Genomic DNA, 25,338 nt, shown 5'->3' on the forward strand with positions numbered 1-25,338 from the left:
CGTGCCCCAGATTCAATGAGAAAGACACGCACTTACCCCAGATTCAATGAGAATGCCCCAGAATCAATGAGAACGGACAGGTGGCGATCAGGAGGTCAGCCATGCCAACGGCGCGATGACGACCGGTACCGGCCAGCGACCGCTGCGCATTCAACGCCGCCTGCCAGTGTTCATCGTTGGTCGGCAGGTACTCGTATGCGAGGCGGCGATCCGACCATAATTGCTCGTAGTCCGCGGCGGTCCGGGCGCTGTAGAGCGCCTCGGCATCGAGCTGCGCGGTGGTTGCGACGAATCCGGCCTCGATAAGCGGGGCAAGTCGGTCGGCGACCTCGGGGTGGGTCATCCGTGCCGCGGCACTGGTGTCGATGAGATACCGCGCCACTACCGCCACACGTCACCTCGTTTACCGGGGTCGGCCATCTCCCCCATGCCGCCGGTCTTCAGCCATGCGACCTGGCGCGCTCGAGCAGACGCCGCTGCAGCCTGCTGCAACGCGATGCGGACGGTATCGGACACGCCGGACGTTTTGAGTTCCTTCTGCGCGGCGGCCAACAAATCATCATCGAGGTCAATTAAACGCTTAGTCATCTCGCCGCCCTCACGTATATACGAAGTCTTGATCAAGTATATACACGCGCGCTCTCGGTCGGCTACACCAGCCGTGAACGCAGAATATGCAGCAATTGAATATGCAGGGTTACCTGCGCGGTGCGGCGCTATTGCTCTGCTGTCCAAAGGCTTTCATCTGCGGCATTACAATCAGTGGTCGGGGTGCGTTACCGCACGTAGGTCCAGTTGGGGTATCCCGGAGAAGTCACCTGGGTTGCACGTGTACAACGGCACACCGTGCGCGACGGCACTGGCCGCGATCAGCGCGTCGTAGGCCCGCGCGGCCGGTTTGCGTCCCGAGGTGCGCAAGGCGGCAGCGACACCCCCAAAGGCGCGGGCGCTCTCGGCGCCGAACGGAAGGACCTCGAAATCCGCCTCAGCCTGTTGCAGGTGTTGCTGACGCGCGCTACGTTCCGCATCCGTTCGGGCGACGTGGGGCCCCATGGACAACTCGGCCAGGGTTATCGCGCTTATCACGGACTCGTTCGGCAGTTCGTCCGGATCCGCCAGACGGCCGAGGAGAATGATTGTCGTCCGCTCGCGGCTACCGAGCCGATCACGGTTCGCTGAAATTCTGGGCGCCGGCCTGCGGAGTGCCACGATCAATTAGTTCTACCGTCTGAATGTGGCGTCATTCAGTGGAATGCTCTGTTGCTCAGAGGTTCTCGTCTAACGCGCCAGCCCGAGAAGTGCCATCATCGCTCGCTCGACTTCGACGACTTGTTCCGCAGTCAGTCGACCGACTCGCGCGTGAACGTTCGATCTCCTGATAGTCGTGAGCTTTCGATCATCACGTCGACGCGCCGCTTGCTGACAGGTGGAGTACGACGGACTCCACGCCAACGGGTTCCAACTCCACGTCCCTGCCTCGATTTAACTGATGCTGCCCGTGACAGCCGTAAGCGGAGCATCGCAGCATGCGAACCTACAGGTTCACCAGTCCTCGAGGTCGTCGGTCCTGCACGCAACTGTTTTCACTCAGCGACGGCGATCACGACGACGACCTGCGCGCCAAGCACTTTCATCTCATGGAGGACGGCATAGCCATATGCATCGAGGACACCCCTAGAGTCCGGACGGCACGACGTTACCGTTGACCGTCACTTCAACCTCACCGGTCTTCGGGTCGAACGTGATCTGGCCGTGCTCGAAGGTCGTCACAAGTAGATCGCCGACGGGATTCTCGTCGCTGGTGGGTACGCCCAGCGGTCCTGGCGAACCATTCCTGCCCTCGATGTCGGGCACACCCTTCTCGTCGCGTTCGATGTTCCATGCCTCGCGAATCTTGCCCCAGGTGATGTACGCCGGTGTGCCGGCCTGGTCGTTCTTGGCGACGATCACGCCGCCCTGGAACTGTTGAAACACCACCCCGCTGTCCCGGGTCCCTGCATTGCGGCTCCCGGTCAGCGGTTTGCCGAGCGCCTGCTTCTGCTTGTCGGTCGCCGTCGAGTACTTCGCCGCGATCGGACCGGTGAGCGTCACCTCGACGTCGCGCTCCCCGATCAGCGTCACCTCGGCGGGTGGCGCCTCCAGCTCGGAGGTAGCGATCAATTCGACCTGGGACGGCGCGGACGCGTCGACCGTTTCGCCATTGCTACAACCGACGGTCATCAGCGCGGCGATAGCTAGGCCGACGATCGCCGAGGAACGGTATGTGCTCATGCTCATGAACATCCTTCTCTCACGTCTTGACTCGCGGCAGAACCTCGCCGGGTCCGGGCTCACTCGACGATCAACCTACGGGAAGCTGGTAGCGGCCAAAGGCGCGCCGTCCAGACCCCAACCCCTATAGGTCGAGGACGGTCTGCGTTGACCGCCATGCCGCGTCGCGCAGCAGTCGTAGGCCGTTGAGTCCGACGAGGATGGTGGAGCCTTCGTGGCCAGCCACTCCGAGCGGCAGTGGCAGGTGGCCGACGAGGTCCCAGGTGACCAGGACGGCGATGAAGCTGGCTGCGATGGTCAGGTTGGCGATCACCAGGCGGCGAGCACGCTGAGACAGCGCGAGGATCGCCGGGATGGTGGACAGGTCGTCGCGAGTGATCACGGCATCGGCGGTGTCCAGGGCCAAGTCGGACCCGGCCCGGCCCATCGCGACACCAACGGTGGCCGCGGCCATGGCCGGGGCGTCGTTCACGCCATCGCCGACCAGCATCACCTTCGCCCCGCTTGCTTCGAGTTCACGCACCATCTGCACTTTGTCCTGCGGGAGCAGCCCGGCGCGAACATCGGTGATACCGACTCGTGCCGCGACGGCTGCCGCGGCCTGCGGGTTGTCGCCTGTCAGCAGTATCGGCTGCGCACCGGTGAGTGCGGTCAATTCGGCCACCATGTCCGCCGCGGCGTCGCGTACCCAGTCGGTCAGTCCCAGAATCCCGACCACGGCGCCGTTGCGTCGTACGAGAACCGCTGTGTGGCCGGATCGTTCGAGTTCGACGACGAACTCATGGGCGATGCCCGCGTCTACGGGCAGCAGTCTGGGGTTACCGACCTCCACGAGATCGTGGACGAGGCGGCCTCGGACACCGCGACCGGGGATGGCCGCGAAGTCCTCGACCGGGCGCAACGTCACGCCCGCTTCGCGGGCTGCGGCGACAACCGCACGGCCCAGAGGATGTTCAGACGGGTTCTCGACGGAGGCGGCCAAAGCGAGCAATTCATCGTCGTCGACGGCGGCGCCGGGCATTGTGCGCAGATGCTGCAGCCGAGGAGACCCTTCGGTGAGGGTGCCGGTCTTGTCGAACGCGACATGAGTGACGGAACTGAGCTTTTCGACCACCACAGCGGATTTCACCAGGACGCCGTGGCGTCCGGCATTGGCAATCGTCGACAGCAGCGGCGGCATGGTGGACAGCATCAGCGCGCACGGTGAGGCCACGATCATGAACGTCATCGCTCGCAGCAGCGTGGACTGCAGATCAGCGCCGAGCAGCAGCGGAATGGCGAACAGCGCAACGGTGACGACCACCATGCCGAATGAGTAACGCTGCTCGATCTTCTCGATGAACAACTGCATCTTCGCCTTGCTGGCGCCGGCCTCGTCGACCATCGCGACGATGCGTGCGATCACGGTGTGTGCGGCCGGGCGCGTGACCCGCACCCGCAGCGTGCCGGTGCCATTGACGGTGCCGGCGAACACCTCATCCCCCATGGCCTTGTCGACGGGCAGCGGCTCGCCGGTGATGGTGGCCTGATCGACCTCGCTGGCGCCTTCCACGACCACGCCATCTCCGCCGATGCGTTCACCCGGCCGGATCATCAGCACGTCGCCGACCTCGAGCCTCGCGGCATCAACCGTCTCCTCCTGCCCGGAGTCGGTGATGCGGGTCGCGGTATCAGGTGCCAGATTGAGCAGACCCCGCACCGAATCCTCGGTGCGTTTGGTGGCCACCGCCTCCAACGCCCCCGAGGTCGCGAAGATGACGATCAGCAAAGCCCCGTCGAACACCTGCCCGATCGCTGCCGCTCCGAGCGCTGCGGCGATCATCAGCAAGTCGACGTCAAGAGTCTTGTCCCGCAGGGCTTTCACCCCCGCCCACCCCGGCTCCCAACCGCCGGCGCCGTAGCACGCCAGGTACAGGGACCAGGACAGCCACTGTGGCGCTCCGGCGAGCTGCGCCACTCCCCCCGCGGCGAACAGCGCGGTCGCGATCAGCGCCCAGCGGACCTCTGGCAGCGACCATGCACTCGATCGCGATGCCCGCAACCTTTCGACCACGTCGCGCGACGTGACCGTTCGTGGAAGGTCGGGAGTTCGGATGTCGGGACCCACGCGGACCACCGTACATGCGGACTCATGCAGATACGCAACCACTCATATGTGCATGCAGTTGTGCAGCTGATCAGAGGACTCTCACGGTAAGCTCGACGGTATGCACACCTCGCTGCCGGATTTTCAGATGCCCAACGAAGAACAGGTGCATCTCGCGGCGGAATCGTTTCGGATGCTCAGTGATCCGACTCGGATCAAGGTGCTCTGGGCGCTGCTGCAGGGCGAGTCCTCCGTGGCGTGCCTGGCCGAGTTGGCGAACGTCGCCCCCACCGTCGTCAGTCAGCATCTGGCCAAGCTACGACTCGCGGGGCTGGTCAAAGGTCGTCGCGAAGGAACGTTCGTGTACTACTCCGCTGCTGACCAGCACGTCCAGCCTCTGCTCAGTCAAGCCTTGTTTCACGCCGGCCACCTCGATGCCGACATCACCGAGACTCAGCCCGCCGCCAACTGACCAATATCTGCTTGACGCGCAATTTTTGTCAGCCAAGTCCGCGTAGCTTAATATCTACGTATGGATGCAGATAGCGGTATTGGGCGCGCTCCTCTCGGTCAGGATCAGCTGGGACTGATTGTCGAGGTGTTCCGAATGCTCTCCGATGCCACTCGCATTCAGGTGCTGTGGGCTCTCGTAGATGGGGAACGCTCCGTCACGGAACTGGCCGAATACACAGGCAAGCCGGCACCCTCGGTGTCGCAACATTTGGCCAAGCTGCGGATGGCGCGGTTGGTGTCCACCCGCCGTTCCGGCACCACCATCTACTACTGCATCGATAACGAGCACATCCGGCAGTTGGTCACCGATGCGGTGTTCAACGCCGAGCACGCCGGTCCCGGCATTCCTGCGCACCACCGCGGTGATACCGAGGTGTCCCGGTTGGGTACCACGGCTCGCCAGTCGGGAACCTGACCGTGTCGGCTGTCCTGCGTAACCCCACCTTCGCGCGTCTCTTCGCCGCGCAGGTGGTGGCTCTGTTGGGCACCGGATTGTTGACGGTGGCACTGGGGTTGCTGGCCTACGACCTGGCCGGCAGCGGAGCCGGTGCAGTCCTGGGAACGGCGCTGGCTGTCAAAATGGGCGCCTATGTCGTTGTCGCGCCGGTCATTTCGGCGCTGACCTACCGAGTGTCGCGGCGGCGACTGCTGGTCGGGTCGAATGTCGTGCGCGGCGCGATCGCACTGTTGCTGCCACTGATCGATCAGACGTGGCAGATCTATGTCCTGATCTTCGTGCTGCAGGCCGCGTCAGCGACATTCACCCCGGCCTTCCAATCCGTACTCCCCGAGGTGCTCGCCGACGAAGAGGACTACACCCGCGGGCTGTCATTATCGCGGCTCGCCTACGACCTGGAATCGCTGTGCAGCCCCATCGTCGCCGCCGCCATGCTGGCCGTGATGACCTACAACGGGCTGTTCTTCGGCACCGTTGCGGGGTTCCTGATGTCGGCAGTGCTGGTGATCTCGACCAGGATTCCGGCCATATCCGGCAGGAATGCCAACGACACTCTGTGGCAGCGCACCACCGAGGGCATGCGGGTGATGATCGCCCGCCCAGTGCTGCGCTCCTTGTTGGCGCTGAACATGGTCGTCGCGACCGCGACCGGACTGGTCGTGGTGAACTCCGTGATTTATATCCACGATGTCCTCGACGCCTCGAACTCGATGCTCGCCCTGCTCCTGGCCTGTTACGGCGGCGGGTCGATGATCGTGGCGTTGGCGCTACCGACGCTGCTGCGCTGGGTCCCCGACCGCAGAATCATGTTGACCGGCGCCACCGCCATCCCAGTCCTGCTCGCGGCCACCACTGGTCTCCTCACCGCCCATCCCCCACCGCAACTCGGGTGGTTTGGGTTCGTACCCGTGTGGATCTTGCTGGGGGCGGCGACCTCCCTGATCAACACTCCCTCGGCGCGGCTATTGCGTTACCAGTCCGACCCGCAGAACCACTCGGCGGTGTTCACCGCGCAATTCTCGTTGTCACATGCCTGCTTCTTCGTCACCTACCTGTTGGCCGGCTGGCTCGGCGCCACCGCCGGGCAACCGGCCGCCGCAGGCGCTCTGGGTGTCCTGGCGGCCTTGGCCGCCGTTATCGCCAGCCGGGCCTGGCCGGCGCACAAGACGTTGAACACCGATGACCGCCAACTCGTCGCCGCCACTTCGTAATCCTTGGATCCCGGCGCCGAATCGGGAACGGCTCTCACAACGCGTCCGCAGCATTTGGGGGTGGCTTTCTCGAGGACCGACGCCATGTCGTGCCCGGCCGGTAGACGTCGAGTCGCCTATCCCTTCAGAGGACCAGCAACGCCGAGCACGCCTCGGTCTTGCAGCACTGGCGCCCAATCGCCAACAGCTGCGGTGATGCGGCGGTCGAAGACCGACCATCGGTCTTGATGACCGAAGCAATTGTGCAACGTCGTGACGTATTTGGTCAGCATCTCGATATCGTCGGTTACGGCCAGATAACGGCAGGTCTTGTCGTATTCGATCAGCAAGTTGTTGTCGACTGCGTATCGCACCAAATGCTTTGTGGTGCTTACGCGTTCCATCTCAGCCAGCACCAGATCAAGGCCCTCGTTGAGTGCGGCGGCGAACTGCTGCATGTCGGTGTGATGGTCGAACCGCACCTCGTATGGCAGATCGGGTACCAACGCTTCCCAACGCCGTTGCAGGAGCGAGCCTTTGAGTGGATGCATGGGCCGCTCATATCCGGGGCACGCGGCGTCGACCTCAGCCGATCCGATGCCCACGTTGACGAAGAACCCGTGCCACGAAACGGTCCCGTTATGCCGGTCGGCCTGAAAATTGATCATGTCGTAGAGCGGTCCGCGTGCCCGCTTGAAGCTGGGTCCGGATACACCGAAGCCGCGCTCTTGCAGGAAGGGCGCGACTTTGGAGGAAACCATGGTTTCGTACGCTCGCTGTAGTGAGTCGTCGAGTTTTCCCTCGCTCATGATCCAAGGCTAAGTCGCCGACGCAGTCCTCCATGACAGCAATCGATGGCGGCGGCAGGAGCGCTCAACTGACGGTCAGGGTGTGCGATGGGACGGAGCTGAAGCCGAGGGATTCCTTCGAAATCGCACTTCGGCCTGCTGCAAGTGCTGGCGACAGGCACTGCTCGCGTTATCGCGCTGATAACAGATTCCTCGGGGAGCTGGGACGGATCGGAGATGCGGCCGAGCAGGATCACCGTGGAGGTGTCCAGCATCCCCCGGCTCTGGTGGTTCTGTCACAGCAACGGCTCGATCAAGATTGTCAATGCCGCGCCGCAACGCTTCCCGGCTCACCGGAGGAAGATCTGCGCGGCGGTTGAGCCTCGACGAGTGCCGACTCGGAGGATTCTGTGCTGATGAGGGTTTTGGGACCCACATCCTCGGGCAAGATCAATCCATGCGAAATCTTGTCAAGCGTTCGACCATCGCCATTCTCGCTGCGGCTCCCATGGCTGCCGCGTCGCTGTTCGGGGCCAGCGTGAGTTCGGCGCAGCCCCTGAACTGCACCAACGGCCAGTTCTGGGATCCGATCACCAACACCTGTCAGACACCGCGTCCGGCGGACAACTGCGCGCCCGGTCAGTACTGGAACGCCTTGTCCAACGTCTGTCGACCGCTGGGTCAGCTCTAGCGATCGCGCCGCGGTAACCGTGCGACGGCGCCTCGGCCTCGCGCGGCGATGGAACGTGACGAGCCGAGTCTGAAGCCGATTCCGGTCAGCTGCGGTTGGGGGTGTAGCGCACCGGCAGCGTCGCCAGTCCGGAGGTCAGGCTGGTGGCGGCCCACGTCTCGGGTCCGGCCTGTTCGATATCAAGAAACCGGGTGAGCAGCTCACGGATCATCACCGAACCCTCGGCCCGGCCCAGGTGCGAGCCGACGCAGAAATGCGGACCGCCGCCCCCGAAAGCCAAGTGATCCCCGCGTTTACGGTCGATGTCGAACGCCTCGGGATCGTCGTAGACGCTCTCGTCCCGGTTGCCCGAACCGTAGTAGATCACCACCTTCTCCCCTGCGGCGATCCGCTGACCGGCCAGCTCGGTGTCCTGCGTGGCCAGCCGGCGGATGTAGACCACCGGGGAGAGCAGCCGCAGCATCTCCTCGATGGCACCGGGCAGCCGGGCGTCCAGGTCCGCGACGAGGCGGCGACGTACGTCGGGATGATCGAAGAGCAGCTTCATGCCGCCAGAGATCAGATTGCGCGACGTGTCGAGACTGCCGTCGCTGAGCAGGATGAAATTGCGCAGAAATTCGATCTCGGTGATCGGGCGACCGTCGACGTCCATGTTCGCGTACGCGCTCAGCACATCGTCAGCCGGATCAGCCCGCTTCGTCGCCAACGCTTCGAAGCCCATCGACGCCATCTCGACGAACGCCGATTGGAACGCGTCCTCCCCCACCACATCTGGTGAGCTGTGCGTGATCATGAACAACTCGTGCAGCCGATGCCCGTGTTCGCGCGGGATTCCCAGCAGCGTGGCGGCGGTATAACCGGCCATCCGACCGGCGAGATCGACCAGATCGCATTCACCGTCGCCGGCCACCTCGTCGACGATGCCGGCCGCCAGGCGCTGCAAGTCGGGCATCATGTGCTTGACCCGTGGCGGAATCAGCCGCGGAGCAATCATTTTGCGGAACTGCAGGTGCCGCGCACCGTCCATGGACAGGAAACCGACCTCGATCTGCGCATCGGCGATGCCGACCGACGGCGCGGACTGGAACAGCTCCGGGTGATGCTCCACATAGCGGATGTCGGCATTGCGCGTGACGGCCCAGAAGTGCCCGCCGTCGGGATCGGGGTGCCGGTAGACAGGGGCGTTCGCCCGCAGCCACCGATACTGATCGAAGGGATGGCCGTTGCTGAACGACTTCGCCGAGTAGAGATCGATCGGTATGTCCGGCGCCTCGACGTTGAGAGTGTCGGTCATCTGAACCTCCGCACTGGTCAGGCTGCTGGCTAACATAGCAAGGTTCAATGGGCGAAACGACAGTTTCAACCGGAATCCGTGGGCAGTTGAGCCGCACCGTCAGATCGAATATATGCATATTCGACGAGTGCTCGTCGTACTGTCTCGGTATGGCCGCACAGACCGCAGCGCACCCATTGCGCGACCGGTGCGCCATCGTCGGGATCGGCGCCACCGACTTCAGCCGGAAGTCGGGCCGCACCGAATTGGCCCTGGCCGCGGCCGCCGCCACGGCAGCCCTCGTCGACGCCGGATTGTCACCCGCCGACGTCGACGGCATCGTCCGGTGCGAACAGGACACCGTCCGCCACAACGACCTCGCCGACGTTCTCGGGCTCCCACTACTGACGTACTGGGGCTCGACCGGAACCGGCGGCTCGGCCCCCGCCGGAATGATCGCGCAGGCCTGCGCGGCGATAGCGTCTGGCCTGGCGACCACGGTGCTCGTGTTCCGCGCGCTCAACGGGCGTTCCGGCGTCCGCTTCGGCCGCGGGCGACGCGACCGTCGTGCGGTCGGCGGCAACGGCTCCTACGACGAGTTCTTCCTCCCGTACGGCCTGATGGCACCCGGGCAGATGTTCGCCCTGATCGCACGACGTCACATGATCGAACACGGCACGCTGCCCGAACACCTGGGCGCCATCGCGCTGGCCTGTCGGGAGCACGCCAACGCCAACCCCGCCGCCCAGATGCACGGCCGACCCATGACGCTGCCCGACTACCTCGACTCCCGGCCGGTGGCCGAGCCGCTGCGACTCTACGACTACTGCCTGGAAACCGACGGGGCGTGCGCGGTGGTGGTGACCTCGGCCGAGCGAGCCCGCGACACGGCCGCACCACCGGTGTCCATCCGGGCTGTCGCCCAGGTCGCCGAGGCCGGCCAACAGCCCGGGCTCGTGTTCCCGGCCCTGATGCGCACCGACCCCATGGCCCAGCCGTCGGTGCGCACCGCCGAGATCCTTTACCGCCGAGCAGGTCTGGGGCCGGACGATGTCGATGTGGCGCAACTGTACGACTGCTTCACGATCACCGTGCTGATCCAATTGGAGGACTACGGCTTCGCCGCCCGGGGTGACGGCGGCCCGTTCGCGGCGTCCGGCGCGCTGCGAGTCGGCGGCGCACTGCCCACCAACACCGCCGGCGGCAACCTGTCCGAGGGCTACCTGCACGGTCTCAACCACGTCGTCGAGGGCGTCCGGCAGATCCGCGGCACCTCGCCCAATCAGGTGCCCGGCGCCCAGGTGTGCCTGGTGACCTCCGGCCTGCCGACCGCGACCGGCGCCCTGCTGCTCACCACCGCCGGATAGGACCGTCCATGCCCGAAGCACCCACCCCCGTCATCGACGACCCCGACACCGGCGGGTTCTGGGCGGCGGCGCAACGCGGTGTCCTGGCCCTGCAGTGGTGTGACCGCTGCGCAGAATTCGTCCACCTGCCCCGGCCGCAGTGCCCACGCTGCGCGTCGGCCGGGCTGCGGTGGCGCGAGGTCGAGGGCTCGGCCTCGGTGTACTCGTGGACGGTGGTGCGCCATCCGGTGCATCCGGCCTTCCCCGTCCCCCACACCCTGGTCCTCGTGACGCTCACCGCCCATCCGTCGATCCGCCTGCTGACGCGCATCGACGGAACACCGCCCCTGCGTGCGGGACAGCACATGCGGTTCACCACCCGCCCGGATGCCACCGGGGTGCTGCTGCCGCAGTGGGAACCGATTCCCGAATACACCGGAGGGAACCTGACGTGACCAAGACACTGCACGGCGTTCGCGTGCTGGAGGTGGCGCTCTACGGTTTCGTGCCCGCAGCGGCCAGCGCCCTGGCCGACTGGGGCGCCGATGTCATCAAGATCGAGCATCCGGAGACCGGAGACCCGATTCGTGGCCTGGCGGCCTTCGGCGTCAAGCCCGGTGACGGAGGGGTGACGATGCTCTGGGAGGTGCTCAATCGCGGGAAGCGCTGCGCCGGAATCGATATCGCTCATCCGGATGGCTATGCGGCCCTGATGGCGCTGGTTGACCAGGCCGACGTCTTCGTGACCAACTTCCTGGGCCCGGCACGTCAGCGCCTGCGCATCGACGCCGAGCACATCCGGGCCCGCAAGCCCGACATCATCTACGCCCGGGGCACCGGACACGGCGTGCGCGGCCCCGATGCCGACCGCGGTGGTTTCGACGGCATCTCCTACTGGGCGCGCACCGGACTGGCGACGGCGGCGCGCCCGGTGGACTACGACTACCCGATCAACCTCCCGGGCCCGGCGGTGGGCGACATTCAGGCCGGCCTCAATCTCGCCGGCGGCATCTGTGCGGCGCTGTATCACCGGGCACAGACCGGTGATGGCGCCGTGGTCGACGCCTCCCTGTTGGCGGCGGGCCTGTGGGCCATGCAGTCCACCATCGCGGGCAGTTACGTCACCGACCGCGACCAGCTGCCCCGCGGCGACCGGCGCCGCCCGGGCAATCCGTTGGCCAACATCTACCGCACCGCCGATGACCGGTTCGTCTTCCTTGCGATGCTGGAAGCCGATCGGTACTGGCCCGGCTTCTGCCGAGCGGTGGGCCGTCCTGAGTGGGTCGAGGATCCCGTGCTTGCGACGGCCAAGAGCCGCTACCGCAACATCGAGACCTGCGTGCGGCTGCTCGACGAGCTGTTCGCCGAGCATCCACTGGCACATTGGAAACCGGTGCTGGACGGCCAGGAGGGACAGTGGTCCGTGGTGCAGTCACCGCGGGATACGCTCGCCGATCAGCAGGCCTGGGACAACGGCTACTTCTCGATGGTGGGCTATGCCAACGGGGCACAGTTGCCGCTGGTTCCGGCCCCCGTTCAGTTCGACGAGGCGACCACCGACCTGCACCCGGCGCCGGGGCACGCCGAACACACCGACGAGGTGTTGCGGGCGTGCGGGTACAGCGACGAGGACATCATGGATCTGAAGATCGGCGGCGCCATCAGCTGAGGCTCACGCGGTGCGCGGAAAGTGCAGCAGTTCGCGCGCATTCGCCTCGGCGATCCTGGCGGCCTCGTCGTCGGGTACGACGGACAACACCTCCGCGGCGCGCTTTCGGCAGTTCGGCCAGTTGGAATCCGAATGGGGGAAGTCGCTTTCGAGCATGATGCGATCGACGCCGATCCTGTGACGGCTCTCCAATCCGTGTTCGTCGTCGATGAAGCAGGTCCAGAAATGCTGGTGGAACAACTCCGAGGGCCGGGCGTCGAAGTCGATGTCCTGGTAGTGCCGGTGGCGTTCCCAGACGAAGTCGGTGCGCTCGAGCATGTAGGGCACCCAGCCGATCCCACCTTCGGCAAGTGAGAACTTCAGGTTCGGAAACTGTTGCAGTTTGCCGGAGAGCAGCAGATCGACGGTGGTCCACCAGGAGTTGGTGGCGAACACAGCGATGGCCACGGCGAACGGAGCGGACTTGCTCTTCATGGTCTTCGGCGCGAAAGGTGCGCCGGAGAACGAGAATCCCGGCACGTATCCACCGGAGCCGAAGTGCAGCGACAGCGGAAGGTCTGCGTCGGAGCACACCTGCCACAACGGGTCCCAATGATCGGTGTGGAAGGAGGGCAGATCGAACACTGACATGGTGTCGGGGAACGACAGGGTGCGGGCCCCTTGTCCAGCAGACGTCGGGCTTCGGTTACCGTCGCCCCGATATCCCAGAACGGCAAGATACCCAGCGGGATATAGCGGTCGGGAGCCGTGGCGCACCATTCGTCGATGTAGAAATCGTTCCACGCCCTGATGCAGAGCGCAGCAAGCTCCTTGTCCTTGCCGTGAAAGAAGGTGCTGCCCGCGAAACCCGGGAAGGACGGGAAGCACAGCGCCGACTGCACCCCATCGACATCCATGTCCTTGACCCGCAACTCGGGGTCGTAACACCCCGGGATCATGTCTTCGTACCGGATCGGGTCGACACCCCAGTCCGCACGGGGCTTGCCGGCCACCGCATTCAACCCGATGGTGGCGAACCGGGTGTCGTTGTAGTGCCACAGCTGGGCGCCGTCGACCTCCCTGATCTGCGGCGCGTCGTCGTGCCGACGGGCGGGCAGTCTGTCCAACCACACGCGCGGGTGTTCCACCAGGTGGTCGTCGACGGAGATGATCTGGTGGCTGTCCTGAAGCGGCATGGCATCCTCCTGGGACCGGGCGAGCGCCGTCCGTTTCAAACATACTGATATTTGAACGTCATCGGAGCACATCACAGATGTCGCGCGAGGCGGTAGCCTGAATACCCCCATGTTTCGAAAGGCGTGTGTGCTGCCCATGACGATCGACGCGCCCACCACTCCCGATCCCGCCCGGCAGGAGCTGGTGGCCCGGACCCGCCGCGGGAAAATCTCGCTGGCAATCGCCCAGGACATCGTCCGGCAGATCGCCCTGGATCGGCTGGTCCCCGGCAGTCCGCTACCCACCGAGCAGGCGATGGCCGCCGAATTCGGGGTTGGACGGGCTTCTATCCGCGAGGCGCTGCGAGTGCTCGAACTGCAGGGCATCGTCGAGATCCGCCGCGGCAACGGCGGCGGGCCGGTGGTCGGCCATCGGGGCCCGCAACGCTTCGGCGAGACGATGACCATGCACCTGCAGCTGGCTCGGGCCACCATGGGCGACGTCAACTCCGCGATGATCCAGCTCGAACCGCTGTCGGCCGAACGGGCCGCACTGCGGGTGCGCGATGGATCGGCAGACCCGCAGGCCGTGGCGGAGATGGTCGAAGAGACCCGGCGCGGGATGGCAAGGGTCACCGAGCACACCCTGTCCAGCCAGGACTACGTCGATTCGGGTAGCCGCTTCCATCTGCTGGTCCGCGACATCGCTCTCAATCCGGTGCTCGATCTGCTCACCGAATCGGTGAGTCACATCTTCGCCAGCCGTACGGCCGGCGGCGGCGCCAGTCTCTTCAGCAAGGACACCCGAACGCGCCTGCACTTCGACCACATTCGGATCGCGGATGCCATTCAGGGCGGCGACGCCGAGACCGCGCGCGGTCTGATGCGCGAGCACATGGAGTCGGCCGCACAGGCGATCTTCGAGGTCGCCCCCGAACTGGCCGACCACCTCGTCGACTGGCAGTGACGCTCAACGGCTTCGCCGCGGCGTGCCGCGGTCAGGCATTGCAGAATCCGGCGTCGACGGGCAGGCAGACCCCGCTGACGTAGCGGGCCTCCTCGGAGACCAGCCACGCCACCGCGTTTGCGATGTCGGCGGGCTGGAGTACATCCACGCCGGGCAGCACATTGCGCATATTGCCGATGGGATTGTCGGCCATCGTGCCGATCCACTCGTAGAAGGCCTGGTTGCGCGTCATCCCGGAGTCGACACCCGTTGGCAGGATCGCGTTGACCCGAATGCCCTTGGGGCCGAGCAGATTCGCGAACAGCCGTAGCAGACCGAGGATGCCGGCCTTGGCCGCCGTGTAGCCGTCGAGCCCGCCCCAACCCCCGGTGAATCCTTTCACCGCGGCCGTCGAGCTGGTCAACACCACCGATCCCGGGCGCCCAGCCTCGACGAGCGCCGGCGTCGTCGCTTTGATGGTGTTCCACACCCCCACGAGCATGATGTCCACCGCGTCGCGGAATGCTCGGGCCTCGTCGACGTCCGACGGGTAGGCGCAGCCGCCGGCATTGGCGATCACGATGTCCGCGCAGTCGGCGCCGAGCTCGGCAGTTCCCGCGGCAAACGCCTTGTGCAGGTGATCGAGTTCGCGGACATCGGCGATCTGCAGGCTGGCGTGACGGCCCTGCTCCTGCACCAGCCGACACGTCTGCTCCAGTTCCTCGCGAGACCCCATGGGGTACGGGATGGTGGCGATGTCTGCGCAGACGTCGACGGCGATCACGTCGCAACCGTCGGCGGCCAACCGCACCGCATGCGCCCGACCCTGGCCTCGAGCGGCACCAGTGATGAATGCGATCCGTGGCGGCAGAGCCATATCGTTACCTATCCCTCGAAATGTTCGATGATTTGGGGTAAAGCTACGGCGGGCGCACCGATAGCGGCAAGGGCCGGTCGAAGATCGGACAGGTCAGCCCGCCGCAGAGCCAATCGTCATATCCACGACACCGGACGGCAGGCACAATCAGTTCGTGCCCCCACCTCTGACGTCAATGGTTCTCTACGTATCGGACCTGGACCGACGGCTGGGGTTCGTGTTGCCGAATCCCGGTACCACGGGTGAGCGCGTCGGTGCGCTGCGCTACCCAGTGACCAACCGACGGGGAATGCTGCTCACCGCGCGCGATCCCGACGGGAACGTGCTCGAACTGACCCTGGCCGAAGGCCACGGCTGACCGACAAACCCGCATCCGACGGCAGGAAGGGAACGATCCGGCGATGACCCCCGTCTCCGAGTTCGACTTCGTCATCGTGGGGGCCGGCAGTGCGGGCTGCCTGCTCGCCAACCGGCTCAGCGCGAACCCGAACCACCGGGTGCTGTTGATCGAAGCCGGCGGCAAGGACAACTGGTTCTGGATCAAGGTGCCGGTCGGTTATCTGTTCACCATTGGCAATCCCCGTACCGACTGGTGTTTCACGACAGCGCCCGATCCCGGACTGGCCGGGCGCAGCATCATCTACGCGCGGGGACGGGTGATCGGCGGCTGCTCCTCGATCAACGCCATGATCCACATGCGGGGACAGGCCGGCGATTACGAGCTGTGGGCTCAGGCGACCGGTGACGACCGCTGGCTCTGGGGCGGCCCAGACGAACCCGGCGAGACCCTGTCGATCTACCGAGAGCTGGAAAACTACTTCGGCGGCGCCGACGAATGGCATGGCGCCGACGGCGAGATCCGGGTCGAGCGACCGCGGGTGCGCTGGAAGATCTTGGACGCGTGGCAGGACGCTGCCGCCCAGTTGGGTATCGCACCGATCGAGGAGTTCAACCGGGGCGACAACTCCGGCAGCGCGTACTTTCATGTCAACCAACGGCGTGGCCGGCGCTGGTCGATGGCCGACGCCTTCCTGCACCCGATCAGCCACCGTCCGAATCTGACTATCTACACCCACGCCCAGGCTCTGAAATTACTGATGGACAACGACGTCCACGAAGGGCAGCGGCGCGGCGCATGGACCACGGCCCAGCACCGCGTCACCGGCGTGCGGCTGCTCAAAGACGGCAAGATCGTCGACGTCCGGGCCCGCCGGGAGGTCATCCTCAGCGCCGGAGCCATCGGTTCGCCGCATCTGATGCAGGTTTCCGGACTGGGGCCGGCGGGCCTGCTGAAGCAGCATCAGGTGCCGGTGGCCGTGGACCTACCGGGAGTGGGCGAGAACCTGCAGGACCATCTCCAGCTTCGAACCGTCTACCGCATCAAGGGTGCGCGCACCGTCAACACGTTGTACCGGAACTGGATCACCCGCGCCGGCATGGGAATCCAGTACCTGCTGCTGCGATCAGGTCCCATGACCATGCCGCCGTCCACATTGGGGGCCTTCGCCAAGAGCGACCCCTCCCTGGCCAGTCCCGATCTGGAGTGGCACGTGCAGCCGTTGTCCCTGCCGAAATTCGGTGAGCCGCTACACCCTTACGCGGCGATCACCCCCTCGGTCTGCAATCTGCGTCCCACCTCACGTGGCCACGTGCGGATGGCCGATGCCGATCCCCTGACCCACCCGACGATCTCCTGCAACTACCTATCCACGGACGCCGATCGCGACATCGCCGTGCGCGGCCTCCGGATGACCCGGCAGATCATGGCGGCGCCGGCCCTGGCCCGCTACCGTCCCGAAGAGATGCTCCCCGGCCCGCAACTGGTCAGCGACAACGACCTGACACAAGCCGCCCGTGAGTTGGGGACGACGATCTTCCATCCGGTGGGAACGTGTGCGATGGGCGCCTTCGACGCACGCGGTGTGCCGCAGTCGAAGGCCACCGTGCTCGACACCGACTGCCGGGTGTTCGGTGTGGCCGGACTCCGAGTGGCCGATGCCTCGGCGATGCCGACCATCACGTCGGGAAACACCAACGCCCCGGTCATGCTGATTGCCGAACGTGCGGCGAGGGCGATCCTGGGCTGAACCCCGCCGGCTCAGCCGGCCGCCCACGCCTTGGCCTGCTCCAGTTCGTCCAATCCGAACAATGCGAGTTCGCCCGGAACCATCCACGCCATCGCGTGCAGCGCATGAACGATCCACTCTTTGTCGGTGACCACTGCGATGCGTTTGAACGCCGAATGATGTCGGATCAACGCTCCGAGACCCAGCTTGAGGTCCTCACCGAGCCCGCCGGGACCGAAGCCCTCGTAGGTGGGTGCGATGACCTCGACGATTCGCACTTCGCCGCTCTGCAGCATCTTCTCCATGGTCGGCTTGAAGTTGCGCAGGTCCTCACCGCTGGCTCTGCCTGACACACGGAACCCGGACACGCCCTCGGGCATGTCCGGCAGTACTTCGATCATCGGATGTCCTGCCTCTTCAGTCCTCGTCCTCGTCGTCGTTGCGATGCGCGGCTTCGATCACTTCAGGGGGCGCGGGCTTCTGTAGCCAGGCCCGAATCCTCAGCAACCCGCCGGCGACGGCCCCGACGGCGAACACCGCAACCACAATCCAAACCGCTGTGGACATGGTGCAATTGTCCTCCTACGACGCGCGTCCGACCACCCTCGACCGCAGACGTTCAGCGTCGGCGCCGCTGATGGTGAGCGCCGCGATGACGATTCCGACCGCGATGCCCACGGCGGTGTCCAGGACGCGGTCCAGTGCGACCGCGGGGTCCAGGCCGGCTCCGAGCCCGGTCAGCAGAAGCGCCATCGGCGTCACCGCCAACGACGTCACCGCGTAGTTGACCGTCGAGGCGATCTCGGCGATGACCTGGAATACAACGATCGCCGCCACGGCACCCCAGTACCCCAGCGGCAGCGCGAGCAGCCCCGCCGCCAGCAGCGCCCCACCGACATTGCCGAGGAGCCGCTGCACACCGCGATGCACCGTCACGTGGTAACCGACACCCTGCAAGGCGGCCACCGCGCCCATCGTGGCCCACAGCGGATGGTCGAACCCCAGACCGAAGGCGATGGCCGCGGCCAGAATCCCGGCCAGACTGATCCGCGCACCGCGCCACAAGAGCGTCCGGTGCGGGGCACGCGCCAGCGTCACCCACAACGGTTCGCGCTGGACGGTCGACGTCGGCTCGGACCGGACACGCGCAGTAGCCACGGCGCCAGAGCGGCCAGCACGCCGATCGCTGCTCCCCCGAGCGTCACACCGACTGCCAGGGCGACGTCTGTGGCGTCGTGGGCGAAGCCCTGCGCACCTGCGGCGCCGAACACGAACACCACGGCTCCCGGCCCGACGATGTGCAACGCCCAGACGAGATACGCGGCGGCACCGGCCAATACGGAGATGACGATGGTCACCACGTAGCTGTTGCTGCCGGTGGCGCCGAGAATCGCGCCGACGCCGATCGACACCGTGATGCCGATTCCCAGGACGACCAGACGGCCCGCGCGGACCGGATACGGATCGGGGCGGCAGAACGCGGACACCAGCGCTCCCAGCGCCGCGAATCCGGCGACCGCGTGCTGCCCGGTCAGGCCGCCCAGGACGAAGACCACGGAGACGGCAACCCCCACCCGCAGCGGTGCGGCGTAGCCCGCCTTGCGGGAGTCGATGTGGAGCATGCCGCGCCAGGTGTGCGGTGAGACGGCGTGGACGAGGGCGGTGAAGCCGTGCGCGACGCGTCGGGTGATCGCACGGGTGGGCATTCGATGAATTTTAGGCCGTCATCGACACCGGATGCCGCGCTGCAGCGCAAGGTCTGTGCCTCATCTCGAATCGCTGAGATAGCGTCGCCAAGCATGGGTATCCCCGAGGTCGAACCGACACCGCCGTCGCCGTTGTTCAAGGTAGGCGTGAGGCTGGTGGGCACAAGTGCTGTGCGCGGGTTTCTCAAGCGGTACGGCTGGCGCATCGACCGCGCCGTCATCAAACTGACGAACGGCCATGTGTCCATGTCGCTGGTGATGCCCGAGGTGCTGCTCACCCACGTCGGCGCGAAGACGGGCCAGCAGCGCGCCACGCCGCTGACCTACTTCACCGACCGCGGTCGGGTCATCACGATCGCCTCGAACTTCGGCGGTGAGCGCCACCCCGCCTGGTATCACAACGTCCAGGCGCATCCTCGTGTCACGCTGTCGGCCCTCGGCTACACGGGCACGTTCGTCTCCGAGGAGATCACCGGTGCCGAACGTGACCGATTGTTCGATCTCGCCAAGCAATTCATGCCGAACTACGCCGATTACGAACGGATGGCCACAGGGCGGTGCATTCCGGTCGTGGCTTTCACTGAAATCACCGAAACGCGGCGCTGAGAACACCAGGAGGCGGGCATGACGAAACTGTCGGGCAACTGAGAATCAGCGCAGCCGGAACAACATCTCCCCCGCCCGCGGCACCACCAACGTGTCGGGGTCGGCCTCGTAGGCCGCGGGGTCCACGGAGGCTGGGTCCAAGTACCCGAGATTCGCTGCGCGGCACACGTCTTCGGGAATCTGCGTCGCCAACGTCACCTGCACCCGCAGCCGCTCCTCACCGGTCTCGGCGTCGTAGCTGCCCGCGCCGCGCAGATGCGTCGAGTGGGCCAATACCCCCCACGGGATCTCGGAGAAACGGTCCCACTGGCCGGTGAAGTAGTCGCGGCAGTGGTAGCCGATGTCGTAGATCTCCGGGTGCGACGCGGACAGTTCAGTGACGTGCGGGGCATAGAGAATCACCTCGCCACCGTCGGCGACCACCGGTTCCACCTTGTAGAAGCCCTTGGCCCATGCGCCCGGTAAGCCACTCTGGCTGACCGAGGTCGCCGACGCCGCCTGCGGCGGAAACCCTTGGGCGAACACATTTCTCGACAGCTTCCGCTATCTGGATCAGCTCGGTCGGCTGGCGCGCGAGGGAGTGCAGGTCGTGGCGCACAACACCCTGGTCGCCAGTGACTACGGGCTGCTCGACGACACCGACTTCACCCCGAAACCGAACTATTGGGCCGCGCTTCTGTGGCACCGCCTGATGGGGCCGACGGTGCTCGACTCCGGTGTGCCGATCGGGCAGGGAATGCACGTCTACGCCCACTGTCAGGCCGGCACACCGGGCGGAGTGTCCTTGCTGGCCATCAACAACGATCGCGCCGGCGAGCGCACGCTGCGCCTGTCGACGGCGGCCGAGCGCTACACCCTGGCCGCCGATCCCCTCGAATCTCGCACCGTGACGCTGAACGGACAGCCGCTCACGCTGGGCCCCGGTGACGAACTGCCCGCGCTGGACGGCACCCCGGTCGAGGCCGGTGACATCACCCTGGCGCCGGCGACGATCACGTTCCTGGCGATCCCGACCGCAGGAAACCCCGCCTGCAGTTGAGTCATCACACTGAGCAATCCCGCTTCCTACGGGCTCCGCCTCTGGGATAGTTCTGTGCGGTGGTATTTGGGGGAACGAGATGACGGTCAAGTGGCGTTTGGCGGGGCGTCTGGTCGCGGCGCCTGCCTTGGCCATGGCGGCACTACCGATCATGATTCCGACGGCCGATTCGCAGCCGTGCCCTGACATCGGGGTGGTGTTCGCGCGCGGGACCTCCGAGCCGCCCGGTGTCGGTGGCGTCGGCCAGCGGTTCGTCGAATCGCTCAGAGCGCAGGTGGTTCCACGAACCGTGGGCGTCCACGGTGTGAACTACCCGGCCAGCAGCAACTTCACCGGGGGCACCGCGTTCACGATGAACGTGGTCGAGGGCATGCGAGACGAGACGAACCACCTGCGCGGTGTGGTGGCCGCGTGCCCGAACACCCGGATGGTGCTCGGCGGCTACTCCCAGGGGGCTGTCGTCACGGCCCTGACGACGTCCGGGGTCCTGCCGGCGGATGTACCGGTTGGCGCCGCTCCCCCTCCGATACCCGCCGACGTGGCTGACAACGTCGCCGCGGTGGTGCTTTTCGGCATGCCGGCAGGCTGGTCGGCGACGAAGTACCGCGCCCCCGTCATCGATGTGGGGCCGTCCTATGCCGCCCGCGCGATCGAACTGTGTGCCCCCGGGGACACGGTGTGCTCCGGTGCCCCGGCCACCGGTTCCAGTGCGGCACACCAGCAGTACGCCACCAACGGCATGGCCGATCAGGCGGCGACGTTCACCGCCGGCCAGTTGGCCCATGCGGCACCGGTCACGCTGACCTCGCGCTGACGATCCCGGCGAGGTATTCCAGAGAGTTGTCGAGGTGCCCGCGATCGAACGGCGGGAACTCGATCTCCGCGCGGAGTGCCGCCGGCACCGCCGACCAGTCGTAGGTCAAGGTGACCTGCGTGCGGTCCTCGTCGACCGGATCGAGGTCGTAACGCCAGGTCCACCCGCCGTATTCGACGTGCGCATCGTCGTCGCCCTGGCCGGGCAGCCAGGCGATCGCATGCGGCGGATCGAAGACCTCGACGCGGTTGGCCATCTCGTAATGCTGTCCACCGACGTTGACGTGGTACATGGCCATTCGGAAGATCTGGCCCACCTCGGTCAGCGGTTTACCGTCGATGGATTCACGCACCCAACCGGTGCCGTCGATCGCCTGATGGGTCGTCGGGTCGGCCAGCACCGCGAACACCGCCTCCGCGGACGCATCGACGGTGCACACGCTCTTCATGGTTTCGTCACTCATACCGGTACCGACCGGCGCCGGGTCGGAAACTCATCGCACATCCCTACACTGGCTCACCGTGCGGATCGTCGCCATTCACATCGCCCCCGGCCGGAAGATTCCGACCCGCTCGGTCCCCCACGTCGAGGCCGAGGCAGGCAGGGGCCTGATCGGCGACCGGTATCACGGCGCCAAGCACCGGCACGTCACCATCCAGTCGCGCGAACTGCTGGACCGCGCGGCGGCCGATCTCGGCCACCCCATCGAGTCCGGAGCGACCCGCCGCAACCTCACGGTCGACGCCGGTGACATCCCCACCCGACCCGGTGAACGACTCACGATCGGTGACGTCGAACTCGAGGTCGTGCGGATCGCCGCACCATGCCGGCTGCTCGACGACTGGATCGCACCAGGCGCGGCCGCGTCGATGCACCGGCGTGGTGGATCGGTCTTCCGAGTGCTGACGTCGGGACCGATCCGCGTCGGCGACGAGGTGAGGCTATGCCTCCGGCCCGCCACCGGTGGCGAACAGTGAAGACTCGCGCGCTGATCCTTGCGGTCGCACTGGCAGGGGTCGGGATCTTCTGCGGGGTCTGGGTGGTGATGTGGTTGACGCGTGGGAGTTACGTCACCGCGCTCATCATCCTCTGTCTGGCCATCTGGGCACTCGGATTCGCCTGGTACATCCTGCTTTCCACCTCAGGTCTCGCCAGGCCCCGCAAGCGGTGCGGCGCGGACGGCACACTGCTGCGACCGCCCAAGATCGTCGACATGATCTTCGGGGCGTCGGCGGCCGCGATCGTGACCGCGGCCGTGCTCTACGGTGTCTTCGCGCCGTTCGGCATCGTCGACTACGTCCCGACAGGCGTCATGCGCATGGCCGTACCCGCCGGTTGCATCGCGATCCTGGTTTTCGGCGTTCCCACGCTGTTCCGGATGATCAAGCATGGCGGCACCGGGCACCTGCGCCTGACTCCCGAGGGATTCGAGGTGTGGAACGGTCAATTCGGTTCGTTCGTACGCGGTGAGTGGGAGGCCGTCGACCAGGTTCTCGACCGGCCGCCGCGCGGCTCGAGCCCCTACCACGACGTGATCGTGTTCGTGCAGCCCAAGCGTCGCAGCGCCGTGCTCGTGGCCGACGCGATCACCGGAAACACCCGCGGTCTTCTCGAATGGGTGCGGTTCTACTGGCAACACCCGCAATGCCGTGACGAACTGGTCGACGAGCGGGGTTTGCGACGCCTCGACGCGGGTCCCCCCCGCTAGCGCACCTCGGCTTCGGTGCGCTCCGGCGCGTCCACGGTAGTCCTGGTGACCGTCGCCGCGATGGACAGCGCCGCGATCACGAAGCACAGCACGGCATACCAGAGACTGCCGATGGGATCGCCGTTGGCCGTCAATCCGTCGACGGCGGCGAAGTAGTCGGGCAGCGCGGTGATCCACAGCACCGCCATCACCACCAGGTAGACGACGGCGTACCCGATGATCGGCTTGCTGTAGGCGACGCGACCCGAACCGGCGAGGTGCCCGCGGCGCCACTGGGTGGACAACGCCAACACGGCCACGACCGACAAGATCACCAACTCGATGATGTAGACCACCCCTGCGACGGTGGTGCTGCCCGTGATCCCGCCGGCAGCGGTCGCCGGCAGCGGCAGGATCGCCGTGCCGATCGACGCGACCACCCCGACGACGATGGTGCGCCCGAGAATCTGTGCGCCGGTGAAGGTCCGGCCGTCGTCGACGTGGCGTCCGACGAAGAACTGCACGCACAGCGCCAGCGACATCGGCCACAGCGCCGCGAAGACGACCACGCTGGACACCGGCACCGACGCGAAGAACGGCAGCGCGAAGGTGTGATCCAGCGTCCATTCCCACCAGCGCAGCTGCGGTCCCAGGTGGTCGAAGATCTCGTAGAACGCATGATGCACGAACCCGACGCACACCGCCCCCACCAGAGTGCCGTAGCGGCGGAACACCCCGAGGCTGCGGACGATCTCGAACGAGATCGTGGCCATCATCGGATAGATCGCGATGATGTACAGAGGCAGCCTGCCCCAGAGGAATTCGACGGTGAACACGTTGTGGGCGAACATCGTGTCGACGTAGTCGTCGATGCCGAACGCCGTCGGGAAGTACAGCGGCGGCTCGATGATGAGCAGATAGGCGATCGCGCCGAACCACAGCACGATGTTGGTCGGGTCGTTGTGCCGGCGGTACCGGTTGATCGCATACACCAGGGCGAGCACCGCGCCGACGATGATCGTCAGCTCCAGGACCGGCAGGGTCCAGTTCTCCAGCGCGAACGGGTTGCGGAACTCGACCAGACCGCCCGCCGTCTCACACGAGAAGCCGAGCCGCTCAGCCAGATCGGCGAAGGTCGGGGTGCACAGATCAGACATGGAGCGCGTCGCTTTCGTCGGCGGTGTACCACTTCGTCACGTCGTAGCCGGCGTCGTAACGGTCGAACCAGACCTGTGCCAGCGCGGGCAGTTTCTCGTGCTCCGGGTCGTGACCCGGGATCTGGCTGCGCACGACACCGTTGAGCGCCACCAGTTGCTCGCGCAACGGCAGGTCGGCGAACGCATTGGCGAACGGACCGTCGTAGGGCGCATCGATGAACGGAAGGCGTTGCAGCAGCGCCTTCTTCCGACGATGGATGCGGAACGCCGACATCGCGTCCACCTGTCGTTCCGCCAGCGGGACGTGCTTGTTGAAGTCCTCGGAGGCCATCTTGATGACGCCCATGACGTGCTTGAAGATCGACGGAGCCATCCGCATCCGGTACCACGGATCGTCGACCACGGCGTCGTAGATCGTCAAAGCCGAACTGCGGTGCTCGACCTCTTCGACGAAGTGCCACAAGAACAGCGAGGCCACCCGATCGTCACCCGGGGCGAACAGCGTGTCGTCGTGGTCGAGCATCAGTTTGAACACCGGGGTGAACGTCGCTTCGAGGTCGGCGGTGTAGGCCAACCGGTATTTCAGCGGCGTGTTCGCGGTCATGTCGTCGTAGGCCCCGACGACCTTGTCGAGGGTCTCCTTCAAGCCGGGGTAGGCCTTGATCAACCCTTTGGCGTGCTGCCGGTGGGCCATGGCGTGCTGGCCCTCCTGCCGGACGAACGCGTCGGCCTCCTCCGCCACGGCGGGGTCGGTGATCGACGGCATCGCCTCGGGAATCATGCTGCCGATCATCTTCTCGAAGCCGATGGCAAGAAACGACACGGCGTTGGCCATCGCGGAGAACGCCGGGTTGGCCTCGTTCCACAGGAACGGAACGTGCTCGTTGGCGAAGGCGAACCGCAGTTTACGCACGATCAACTCGGTCATGACGGTCCTCGAGTCTCGTTAGTGATCATACATGTATGTGTCGGTTTGTATGATTACTCGATCGGCGGTCGAAC

General features: G+C 65.8%; 31 protein-coding genes and 1 pseudogene. 15 read left to right on the plus strand and 17 right to left on the minus strand.

Translation table 11 applies throughout. The annotated features are described in order from the left end of the window. Nucleotides 1–43: 43 nt before the first annotated feature. The 5 genes from ACAG25_RS12450 to ACAG25_RS12470 form a co-directional block, all read right to left on the minus strand. Nucleotides 44–391: a VapC toxin family PIN domain ribonuclease gene (locus tag ACAG25_RS12450; protein ID WP_370488762.1), complete on the minus strand. Its 348-nt coding sequence runs from the start codon at nucleotides 389–391 to the stop codon at nucleotides 44–46. Next, a complete protein-coding gene (locus ACAG25_RS12455; protein ID WP_370488763.1) occupies nucleotides 382–588 on the minus strand; it encodes a DUF2191 domain-containing protein in 207 nt (68 codons plus the stop codon). Before ACAG25_RS12455 ends, ACAG25_RS12450 begins: the two co-directional genes overlap by 10 nt. A 171-nt stretch (nucleotides 589–759) precedes the next feature. Continuing rightward, a complete protein-coding gene (locus tag ACAG25_RS12460) occupies nucleotides 760–1,209 on the minus strand; it encodes a type II toxin-antitoxin system VapC family toxin (RefSeq protein ID WP_370488998.1) in 450 nt (149 codons plus the stop codon). 465 nt (nucleotides 1,210–1,674) lie between these two features. After that, complete coding sequence (locus ACAG25_RS12465) at nucleotides 1,675–2,277, minus strand: LGFP repeat-containing protein (RefSeq protein WP_370488999.1); 603 nt, start codon at nucleotides 2,275–2,277, stop codon at nucleotides 1,675–1,677. Nucleotides 2,278–2,395: 118 nt separating this feature from the next. Then, a complete protein-coding gene (locus tag ACAG25_RS12470; RefSeq protein WP_370489000.1) occupies nucleotides 2,396–4,324 on the minus strand; it encodes a heavy metal translocating P-type ATPase in 1,929 nt (642 codons plus the stop codon). A 154-nt stretch (nucleotides 4,325–4,478) separates the two neighbouring features. Here ACAG25_RS12470 and ACAG25_RS12475 point away from each other — a divergent pair, with 154 nt between their 5' ends. Genes ACAG25_RS12475 through ACAG25_RS12485 form a run of 3 tightly spaced genes read left to right on the plus strand, consistent with a single transcriptional unit; the run spans nucleotide 4,479 to nucleotide 6,538 of the window. Beyond that, entirely contained in the window at nucleotides 4,479–4,829 is a 351-nt protein-coding gene (locus ACAG25_RS12475; RefSeq protein WP_370488764.1) for an ArsR/SmtB family transcription factor, read from the plus strand. 60 nt (nucleotides 4,830–4,889) lie between these two features. Further along, entirely contained in the window at nucleotides 4,890–5,285 is a 396-nt protein-coding gene (locus ACAG25_RS12480; RefSeq protein ID WP_370488765.1) for an ArsR/SmtB family transcription factor, read from the plus strand. Nucleotides 5,286–5,287: 2 nt separating this feature from the next. After that, on the plus strand, nucleotides 5,288–6,538 hold the full coding sequence (locus ACAG25_RS12485) for an MFS transporter (RefSeq protein ID WP_370488766.1): 1,251 nt from the start codon (nucleotides 5,288–5,290) through the stop codon (nucleotides 6,536–6,538). Between the two features lie 116 nt (nucleotides 6,539–6,654). Here the strand turns inward: ACAG25_RS12485 and ACAG25_RS12490 are convergent, their stop codons facing one another. After that, nucleotides 6,655–7,326 carry a DUF4304 domain-containing protein gene (locus tag ACAG25_RS12490; protein WP_370488767.1) on the minus strand — a complete coding sequence of 224 codons (672 nt, stop codon included), beginning with the start codon at nucleotides 7,324–7,326 and terminating at the stop codon, nucleotides 6,655–6,657. 436 nt (nucleotides 7,327–7,762) lie between these two features. Between ACAG25_RS12490 and ACAG25_RS12495 the strand changes: the two genes are divergently transcribed. After that, on the plus strand, nucleotides 7,763–7,996 hold the full coding sequence (locus ACAG25_RS12495) for a hypothetical protein (RefSeq protein WP_370488768.1): 234 nt from the start codon (nucleotides 7,763–7,765) through the stop codon (nucleotides 7,994–7,996). Nucleotides 7,997–8,081: 85 nt separating this feature from the next. Here the strand turns inward: ACAG25_RS12495 and ACAG25_RS12500 are convergent, their stop codons facing one another. Then, nucleotides 8,082–9,290, minus strand: coding sequence for a cytochrome P450 (locus tag ACAG25_RS12500; RefSeq protein ID WP_370488769.1), 1,209 nt, complete (start codon nucleotides 9,288–9,290; stop codon nucleotides 8,082–8,084). Between the two features lie 149 nt (nucleotides 9,291–9,439). Here ACAG25_RS12500 and ACAG25_RS12505 point away from each other — a divergent pair, with 149 nt between their 5' ends. The 3 genes from ACAG25_RS12505 to ACAG25_RS12515 are packed head-to-tail and all read left to right on the plus strand — an operon-like array spanning nucleotide 9,440 to nucleotide 12,284. Continuing rightward, nucleotides 9,440–10,636: a lipid-transfer protein gene (locus ACAG25_RS12505; protein WP_370488770.1), complete on the plus strand. Its 1,197-nt coding sequence runs from the start codon at nucleotides 9,440–9,442 to the stop codon at nucleotides 10,634–10,636. An 8-nt stretch (nucleotides 10,637–10,644) separates the two neighbouring features. Then, complete coding sequence (locus tag ACAG25_RS12510; RefSeq protein WP_370488771.1) at nucleotides 10,645–11,070, plus strand: Zn-ribbon domain-containing OB-fold protein; 426 nt, start codon at nucleotides 10,645–10,647, stop codon at nucleotides 11,068–11,070. Further along, nucleotides 11,067–12,284, plus strand: coding sequence for a CaiB/BaiF CoA transferase family protein (locus ACAG25_RS12515; RefSeq protein ID WP_370488772.1), 1,218 nt, complete (start codon nucleotides 11,067–11,069; stop codon nucleotides 12,282–12,284). Before ACAG25_RS12510 ends, ACAG25_RS12515 begins: the two co-directional genes overlap by 4 nt. A gap of 3 nt (nucleotides 12,285–12,287) precedes the next feature. Here ACAG25_RS12515 and ACAG25_RS12520 read toward each other — a convergent pair. Next, a pseudogene (locus ACAG25_RS12520) lies at nucleotides 12,288–13,459 on the minus strand (amidohydrolase family protein). A 136-nt stretch (nucleotides 13,460–13,595) separates the two neighbouring features. Between ACAG25_RS12520 and ACAG25_RS12525 the strand changes: the two are divergent. After that, a complete protein-coding gene (locus ACAG25_RS12525) occupies nucleotides 13,596–14,405 on the plus strand; it encodes a FadR/GntR family transcriptional regulator (protein WP_370488773.1) in 810 nt (269 codons plus the stop codon). Nucleotides 14,406–14,436: 31 nt separating this feature from the next. Here the strand turns inward: ACAG25_RS12525 and ACAG25_RS12530 are convergent, their stop codons facing one another. Continuing rightward, nucleotides 14,437–15,261, minus strand: a complete 825-nt coding sequence (locus ACAG25_RS12530) for a mycofactocin-coupled SDR family oxidoreductase (protein ID WP_370488774.1) — start codon at nucleotides 15,259–15,261, stop codon at nucleotides 14,437–14,439. Between the two features lie 154 nt (nucleotides 15,262–15,415). Between ACAG25_RS12530 and ACAG25_RS12535 the strand changes: the two genes are divergently transcribed. Further along, nucleotides 15,416–15,619 carry a hypothetical protein gene (locus tag ACAG25_RS12535; RefSeq protein WP_370488775.1) on the plus strand — a complete coding sequence of 68 codons (204 nt, stop codon included), beginning with the start codon at nucleotides 15,416–15,418 and terminating at the stop codon, nucleotides 15,617–15,619. Nucleotides 15,620–15,662: 43 nt separating this feature from the next. Then, complete coding sequence (locus ACAG25_RS12540; protein ID WP_370488776.1) at nucleotides 15,663–17,348, plus strand: GMC family oxidoreductase; 1,686 nt, start codon at nucleotides 15,663–15,665, stop codon at nucleotides 17,346–17,348. An 11-nt stretch (nucleotides 17,349–17,359) separates the two neighbouring features. Here ACAG25_RS12540 and ACAG25_RS12545 read toward each other — a convergent pair whose 3' ends face one another. The 4 genes from ACAG25_RS12545 to ACAG25_RS12560 are packed head-to-tail and all read right to left on the minus strand — an operon-like array spanning nucleotide 17,360 to nucleotide 19,033. Then, nucleotides 17,360–17,728, minus strand: coding sequence for an STAS/SEC14 domain-containing protein (locus ACAG25_RS12545; protein ID WP_370488777.1), 369 nt, complete (start codon nucleotides 17,726–17,728; stop codon nucleotides 17,360–17,362). Nucleotides 17,729–17,744: 16 nt separating this feature from the next. Next, nucleotides 17,745–17,894: a hypothetical protein gene (locus tag ACAG25_RS12550; RefSeq protein ID WP_370488778.1), complete on the minus strand. Its 150-nt coding sequence runs from the start codon at nucleotides 17,892–17,894 to the stop codon at nucleotides 17,745–17,747. 15 nt (nucleotides 17,895–17,909) lie between these two features. Then, nucleotides 17,910–18,425 carry an FUSC family protein gene (locus ACAG25_RS12555; protein ID WP_370488779.1) on the minus strand — a complete coding sequence of 172 codons (516 nt, stop codon included), beginning with the start codon at nucleotides 18,423–18,425 and terminating at the stop codon, nucleotides 17,910–17,912. Further along, nucleotides 18,422–19,033 carry a hypothetical protein gene (locus ACAG25_RS12560; RefSeq protein ID WP_370488780.1) on the minus strand — a complete coding sequence of 204 codons (612 nt, stop codon included), beginning with the start codon at nucleotides 19,031–19,033 and terminating at the stop codon, nucleotides 18,422–18,424. The genes ACAG25_RS12555 and ACAG25_RS12560 overlap by 4 nt, the downstream gene beginning before the upstream one ends. On the opposite strand from ACAG25_RS12560, the gene ACAG25_RS12565 reads away from it, so the two are divergent. Further along, entirely contained in the window at nucleotides 18,998–19,639 is a 642-nt protein-coding gene (locus ACAG25_RS12565; protein ID WP_370488781.1) for a nitroreductase family deazaflavin-dependent oxidoreductase, read from the plus strand. The two genes, ACAG25_RS12560 and ACAG25_RS12565, sit on opposite strands and share 36 nt — an antisense overlap. 45 nt (nucleotides 19,640–19,684) lie before the next feature. Here ACAG25_RS12565 and ACAG25_RS12570 read toward each other — a convergent pair whose 3' ends face one another. Beyond that, nucleotides 19,685–20,164, minus strand: a complete 480-nt coding sequence (locus ACAG25_RS12570; protein ID WP_370488782.1) for a hypothetical protein — start codon at nucleotides 20,162–20,164, stop codon at nucleotides 19,685–19,687. 64 nt (nucleotides 20,165–20,228) lie between these two features. On the opposite strand from ACAG25_RS12570, the gene ACAG25_RS12575 reads away from it, so the two are divergent. Together ACAG25_RS12575 and ACAG25_RS12580 are read left to right on the plus strand one after the other, a co-directional pair. Beyond that, on the plus strand, nucleotides 20,229–20,678 hold the full coding sequence (locus ACAG25_RS12575; protein ID WP_370488783.1) for a hypothetical protein: 450 nt from the start codon (nucleotides 20,229–20,231) through the stop codon (nucleotides 20,676–20,678). Between the two features lie 79 nt (nucleotides 20,679–20,757). Continuing rightward, complete coding sequence (locus tag ACAG25_RS12580) at nucleotides 20,758–21,492, plus strand: cutinase family protein (protein WP_370488784.1); 735 nt, start codon at nucleotides 20,758–20,760, stop codon at nucleotides 21,490–21,492. On the opposite strand, the gene ACAG25_RS12585 is transcribed toward ACAG25_RS12580, so the two are convergent. Further along, on the minus strand, nucleotides 21,473–21,955 hold the full coding sequence (locus ACAG25_RS12585) for an SRPBCC domain-containing protein (protein ID WP_370488785.1): 483 nt from the start codon (nucleotides 21,953–21,955) through the stop codon (nucleotides 21,473–21,475). The genes ACAG25_RS12580 and ACAG25_RS12585 overlap by 20 nt on opposite strands. 58 nt (nucleotides 21,956–22,013) lie before the next feature. Here ACAG25_RS12585 and ACAG25_RS12590 point away from each other — a divergent pair, with 58 nt between their 5' ends. Together ACAG25_RS12590 and ACAG25_RS12595 are read left to right on the plus strand one after the other, a co-directional pair. Continuing rightward, nucleotides 22,014–22,469 carry an MOSC domain-containing protein gene (locus ACAG25_RS12590; protein WP_370488786.1) on the plus strand — a complete coding sequence of 152 codons (456 nt, stop codon included), beginning with the start codon at nucleotides 22,014–22,016 and terminating at the stop codon, nucleotides 22,467–22,469. Further along, on the plus strand, nucleotides 22,466–23,200 hold the full coding sequence (locus ACAG25_RS12595; protein WP_370488787.1) for a hypothetical protein: 735 nt from the start codon (nucleotides 22,466–22,468) through the stop codon (nucleotides 23,198–23,200). The genes ACAG25_RS12590 and ACAG25_RS12595 overlap by 4 nt, the downstream gene beginning before the upstream one ends. On the opposite strand, the gene ACAG25_RS12600 is transcribed toward ACAG25_RS12595, so the two are convergent. After that, nucleotides 23,197–24,336, minus strand: a complete 1,140-nt coding sequence (locus tag ACAG25_RS12600) for a hypothetical protein (protein WP_370488788.1) — start codon at nucleotides 24,334–24,336, stop codon at nucleotides 23,197–23,199. The two genes, ACAG25_RS12595 and ACAG25_RS12600, sit on opposite strands and share 4 nt — an antisense overlap. Beyond that, on the minus strand, nucleotides 24,329–25,264 hold the full coding sequence (locus ACAG25_RS12605) for a metal-dependent hydrolase (RefSeq protein ID WP_370488789.1): 936 nt from the start codon (nucleotides 25,262–25,264) through the stop codon (nucleotides 24,329–24,331). The genes ACAG25_RS12600 and ACAG25_RS12605 overlap by 8 nt, the downstream gene beginning before the upstream one ends. Nucleotides 25,265–25,338 lie beyond the last annotated feature (74 nt).

Source organism: Mycobacterium sp. pV006 (assembly GCF_041287115.1).
Classification (GTDB): domain Bacteria; phylum Actinomycetota; class Actinomycetes; order Mycobacteriales; family Mycobacteriaceae; genus Mycobacterium.

Bases quoted from the DNA above. Each gene is read 5' to 3' on its own strand.
- ACAG25_RS12455 (WP_370488763.1), bottom strand. From the start codon at position 588: ATGACTAAGCGTTTAATTGACCTCGATGATGATTTGTTGGCCGCCGCG.
- ACAG25_RS12465 (WP_370488999.1), bottom strand. From the start codon at position 2,277: ATGAGCATGAGCACATACCGTTCCTCGGCGATCGTCGGCCTAGCTATC.
- ACAG25_RS12475 (WP_370488764.1), top strand. From the start codon at position 4,479: ATGCACACCTCGCTGCCGGATTTTCAGATGCCCAACGAAGAACAGGTG.
- ACAG25_RS12480 (WP_370488765.1), top strand. From the start codon at position 4,890: ATGGATGCAGATAGCGGTATTGGGCGCGCTCCTCTCGGTCAGGATCAG.
- ACAG25_RS12490 (WP_370488767.1), bottom strand. From the start codon at position 7,326: ATGAGCGAGGGAAAACTCGACGACTCACTACAGCGAGCGTACGAAACC.
- ACAG25_RS12495 (WP_370488768.1), top strand. From the start codon at position 7,763: ATGCGAAATCTTGTCAAGCGTTCGACCATCGCCATTCTCGCTGCGGCT.
- ACAG25_RS12500 (WP_370488769.1), bottom strand. From the start codon at position 9,290: ATGACCGACACTCTCAACGTCGAGGCGCCGGACATACCGATCGATCTC.
- ACAG25_RS12505 (WP_370488770.1), top strand. From the start codon at position 9,440: ATGGCCGCACAGACCGCAGCGCACCCATTGCGCGACCGGTGCGCCATC.
- ACAG25_RS12510 (WP_370488771.1), top strand. From the start codon at position 10,645: ATGCCCGAAGCACCCACCCCCGTCATCGACGACCCCGACACCGGCGGG.
- ACAG25_RS12525 (WP_370488773.1), top strand. From the start codon at position 13,596: ATGACGATCGACGCGCCCACCACTCCCGATCCCGCCCGGCAGGAGCTG.
- ACAG25_RS12530 (WP_370488774.1), bottom strand. From the start codon at position 15,261: ATGGCTCTGCCGCCACGGATCGCATTCATCACTGGTGCCGCTCGAGGC.
- ACAG25_RS12540 (WP_370488776.1), top strand. From the start codon at position 15,663: ATGACCCCCGTCTCCGAGTTCGACTTCGTCATCGTGGGGGCCGGCAGT.
- ACAG25_RS12545 (WP_370488777.1), bottom strand. From the start codon at position 17,728: ATGATCGAAGTACTGCCGGACATGCCCGAGGGCGTGTCCGGGTTCCGT.
- ACAG25_RS12550 (WP_370488778.1), bottom strand. From the start codon at position 17,894: ATGTCCACAGCGGTTTGGATTGTGGTTGCGGTGTTCGCCGTCGGGGCC.
- ACAG25_RS12560 (WP_370488780.1), bottom strand. From the start codon at position 19,033: ATGCCCACCCGTGCGATCACCCGACGCGTCGCGCACGGCTTCACCGCC.
- ACAG25_RS12580 (WP_370488784.1), top strand. From the start codon at position 20,758: ATGACGGTCAAGTGGCGTTTGGCGGGGCGTCTGGTCGCGGCGCCTGCC.
- ACAG25_RS12585 (WP_370488785.1), bottom strand. From the start codon at position 21,955: ATGAGTGACGAAACCATGAAGAGCGTGTGCACCGTCGATGCGTCCGCG.
- ACAG25_RS12600 (WP_370488788.1), bottom strand. From the start codon at position 24,336: ATGTCTGATCTGTGCACCCCGACCTTCGCCGATCTGGCTGAGCGGCTC.
- ACAG25_RS12605 (WP_370488789.1), bottom strand. From the start codon at position 25,264: ATGACCGAGTTGATCGTGCGTAAACTGCGGTTCGCCTTCGCCAACGAG.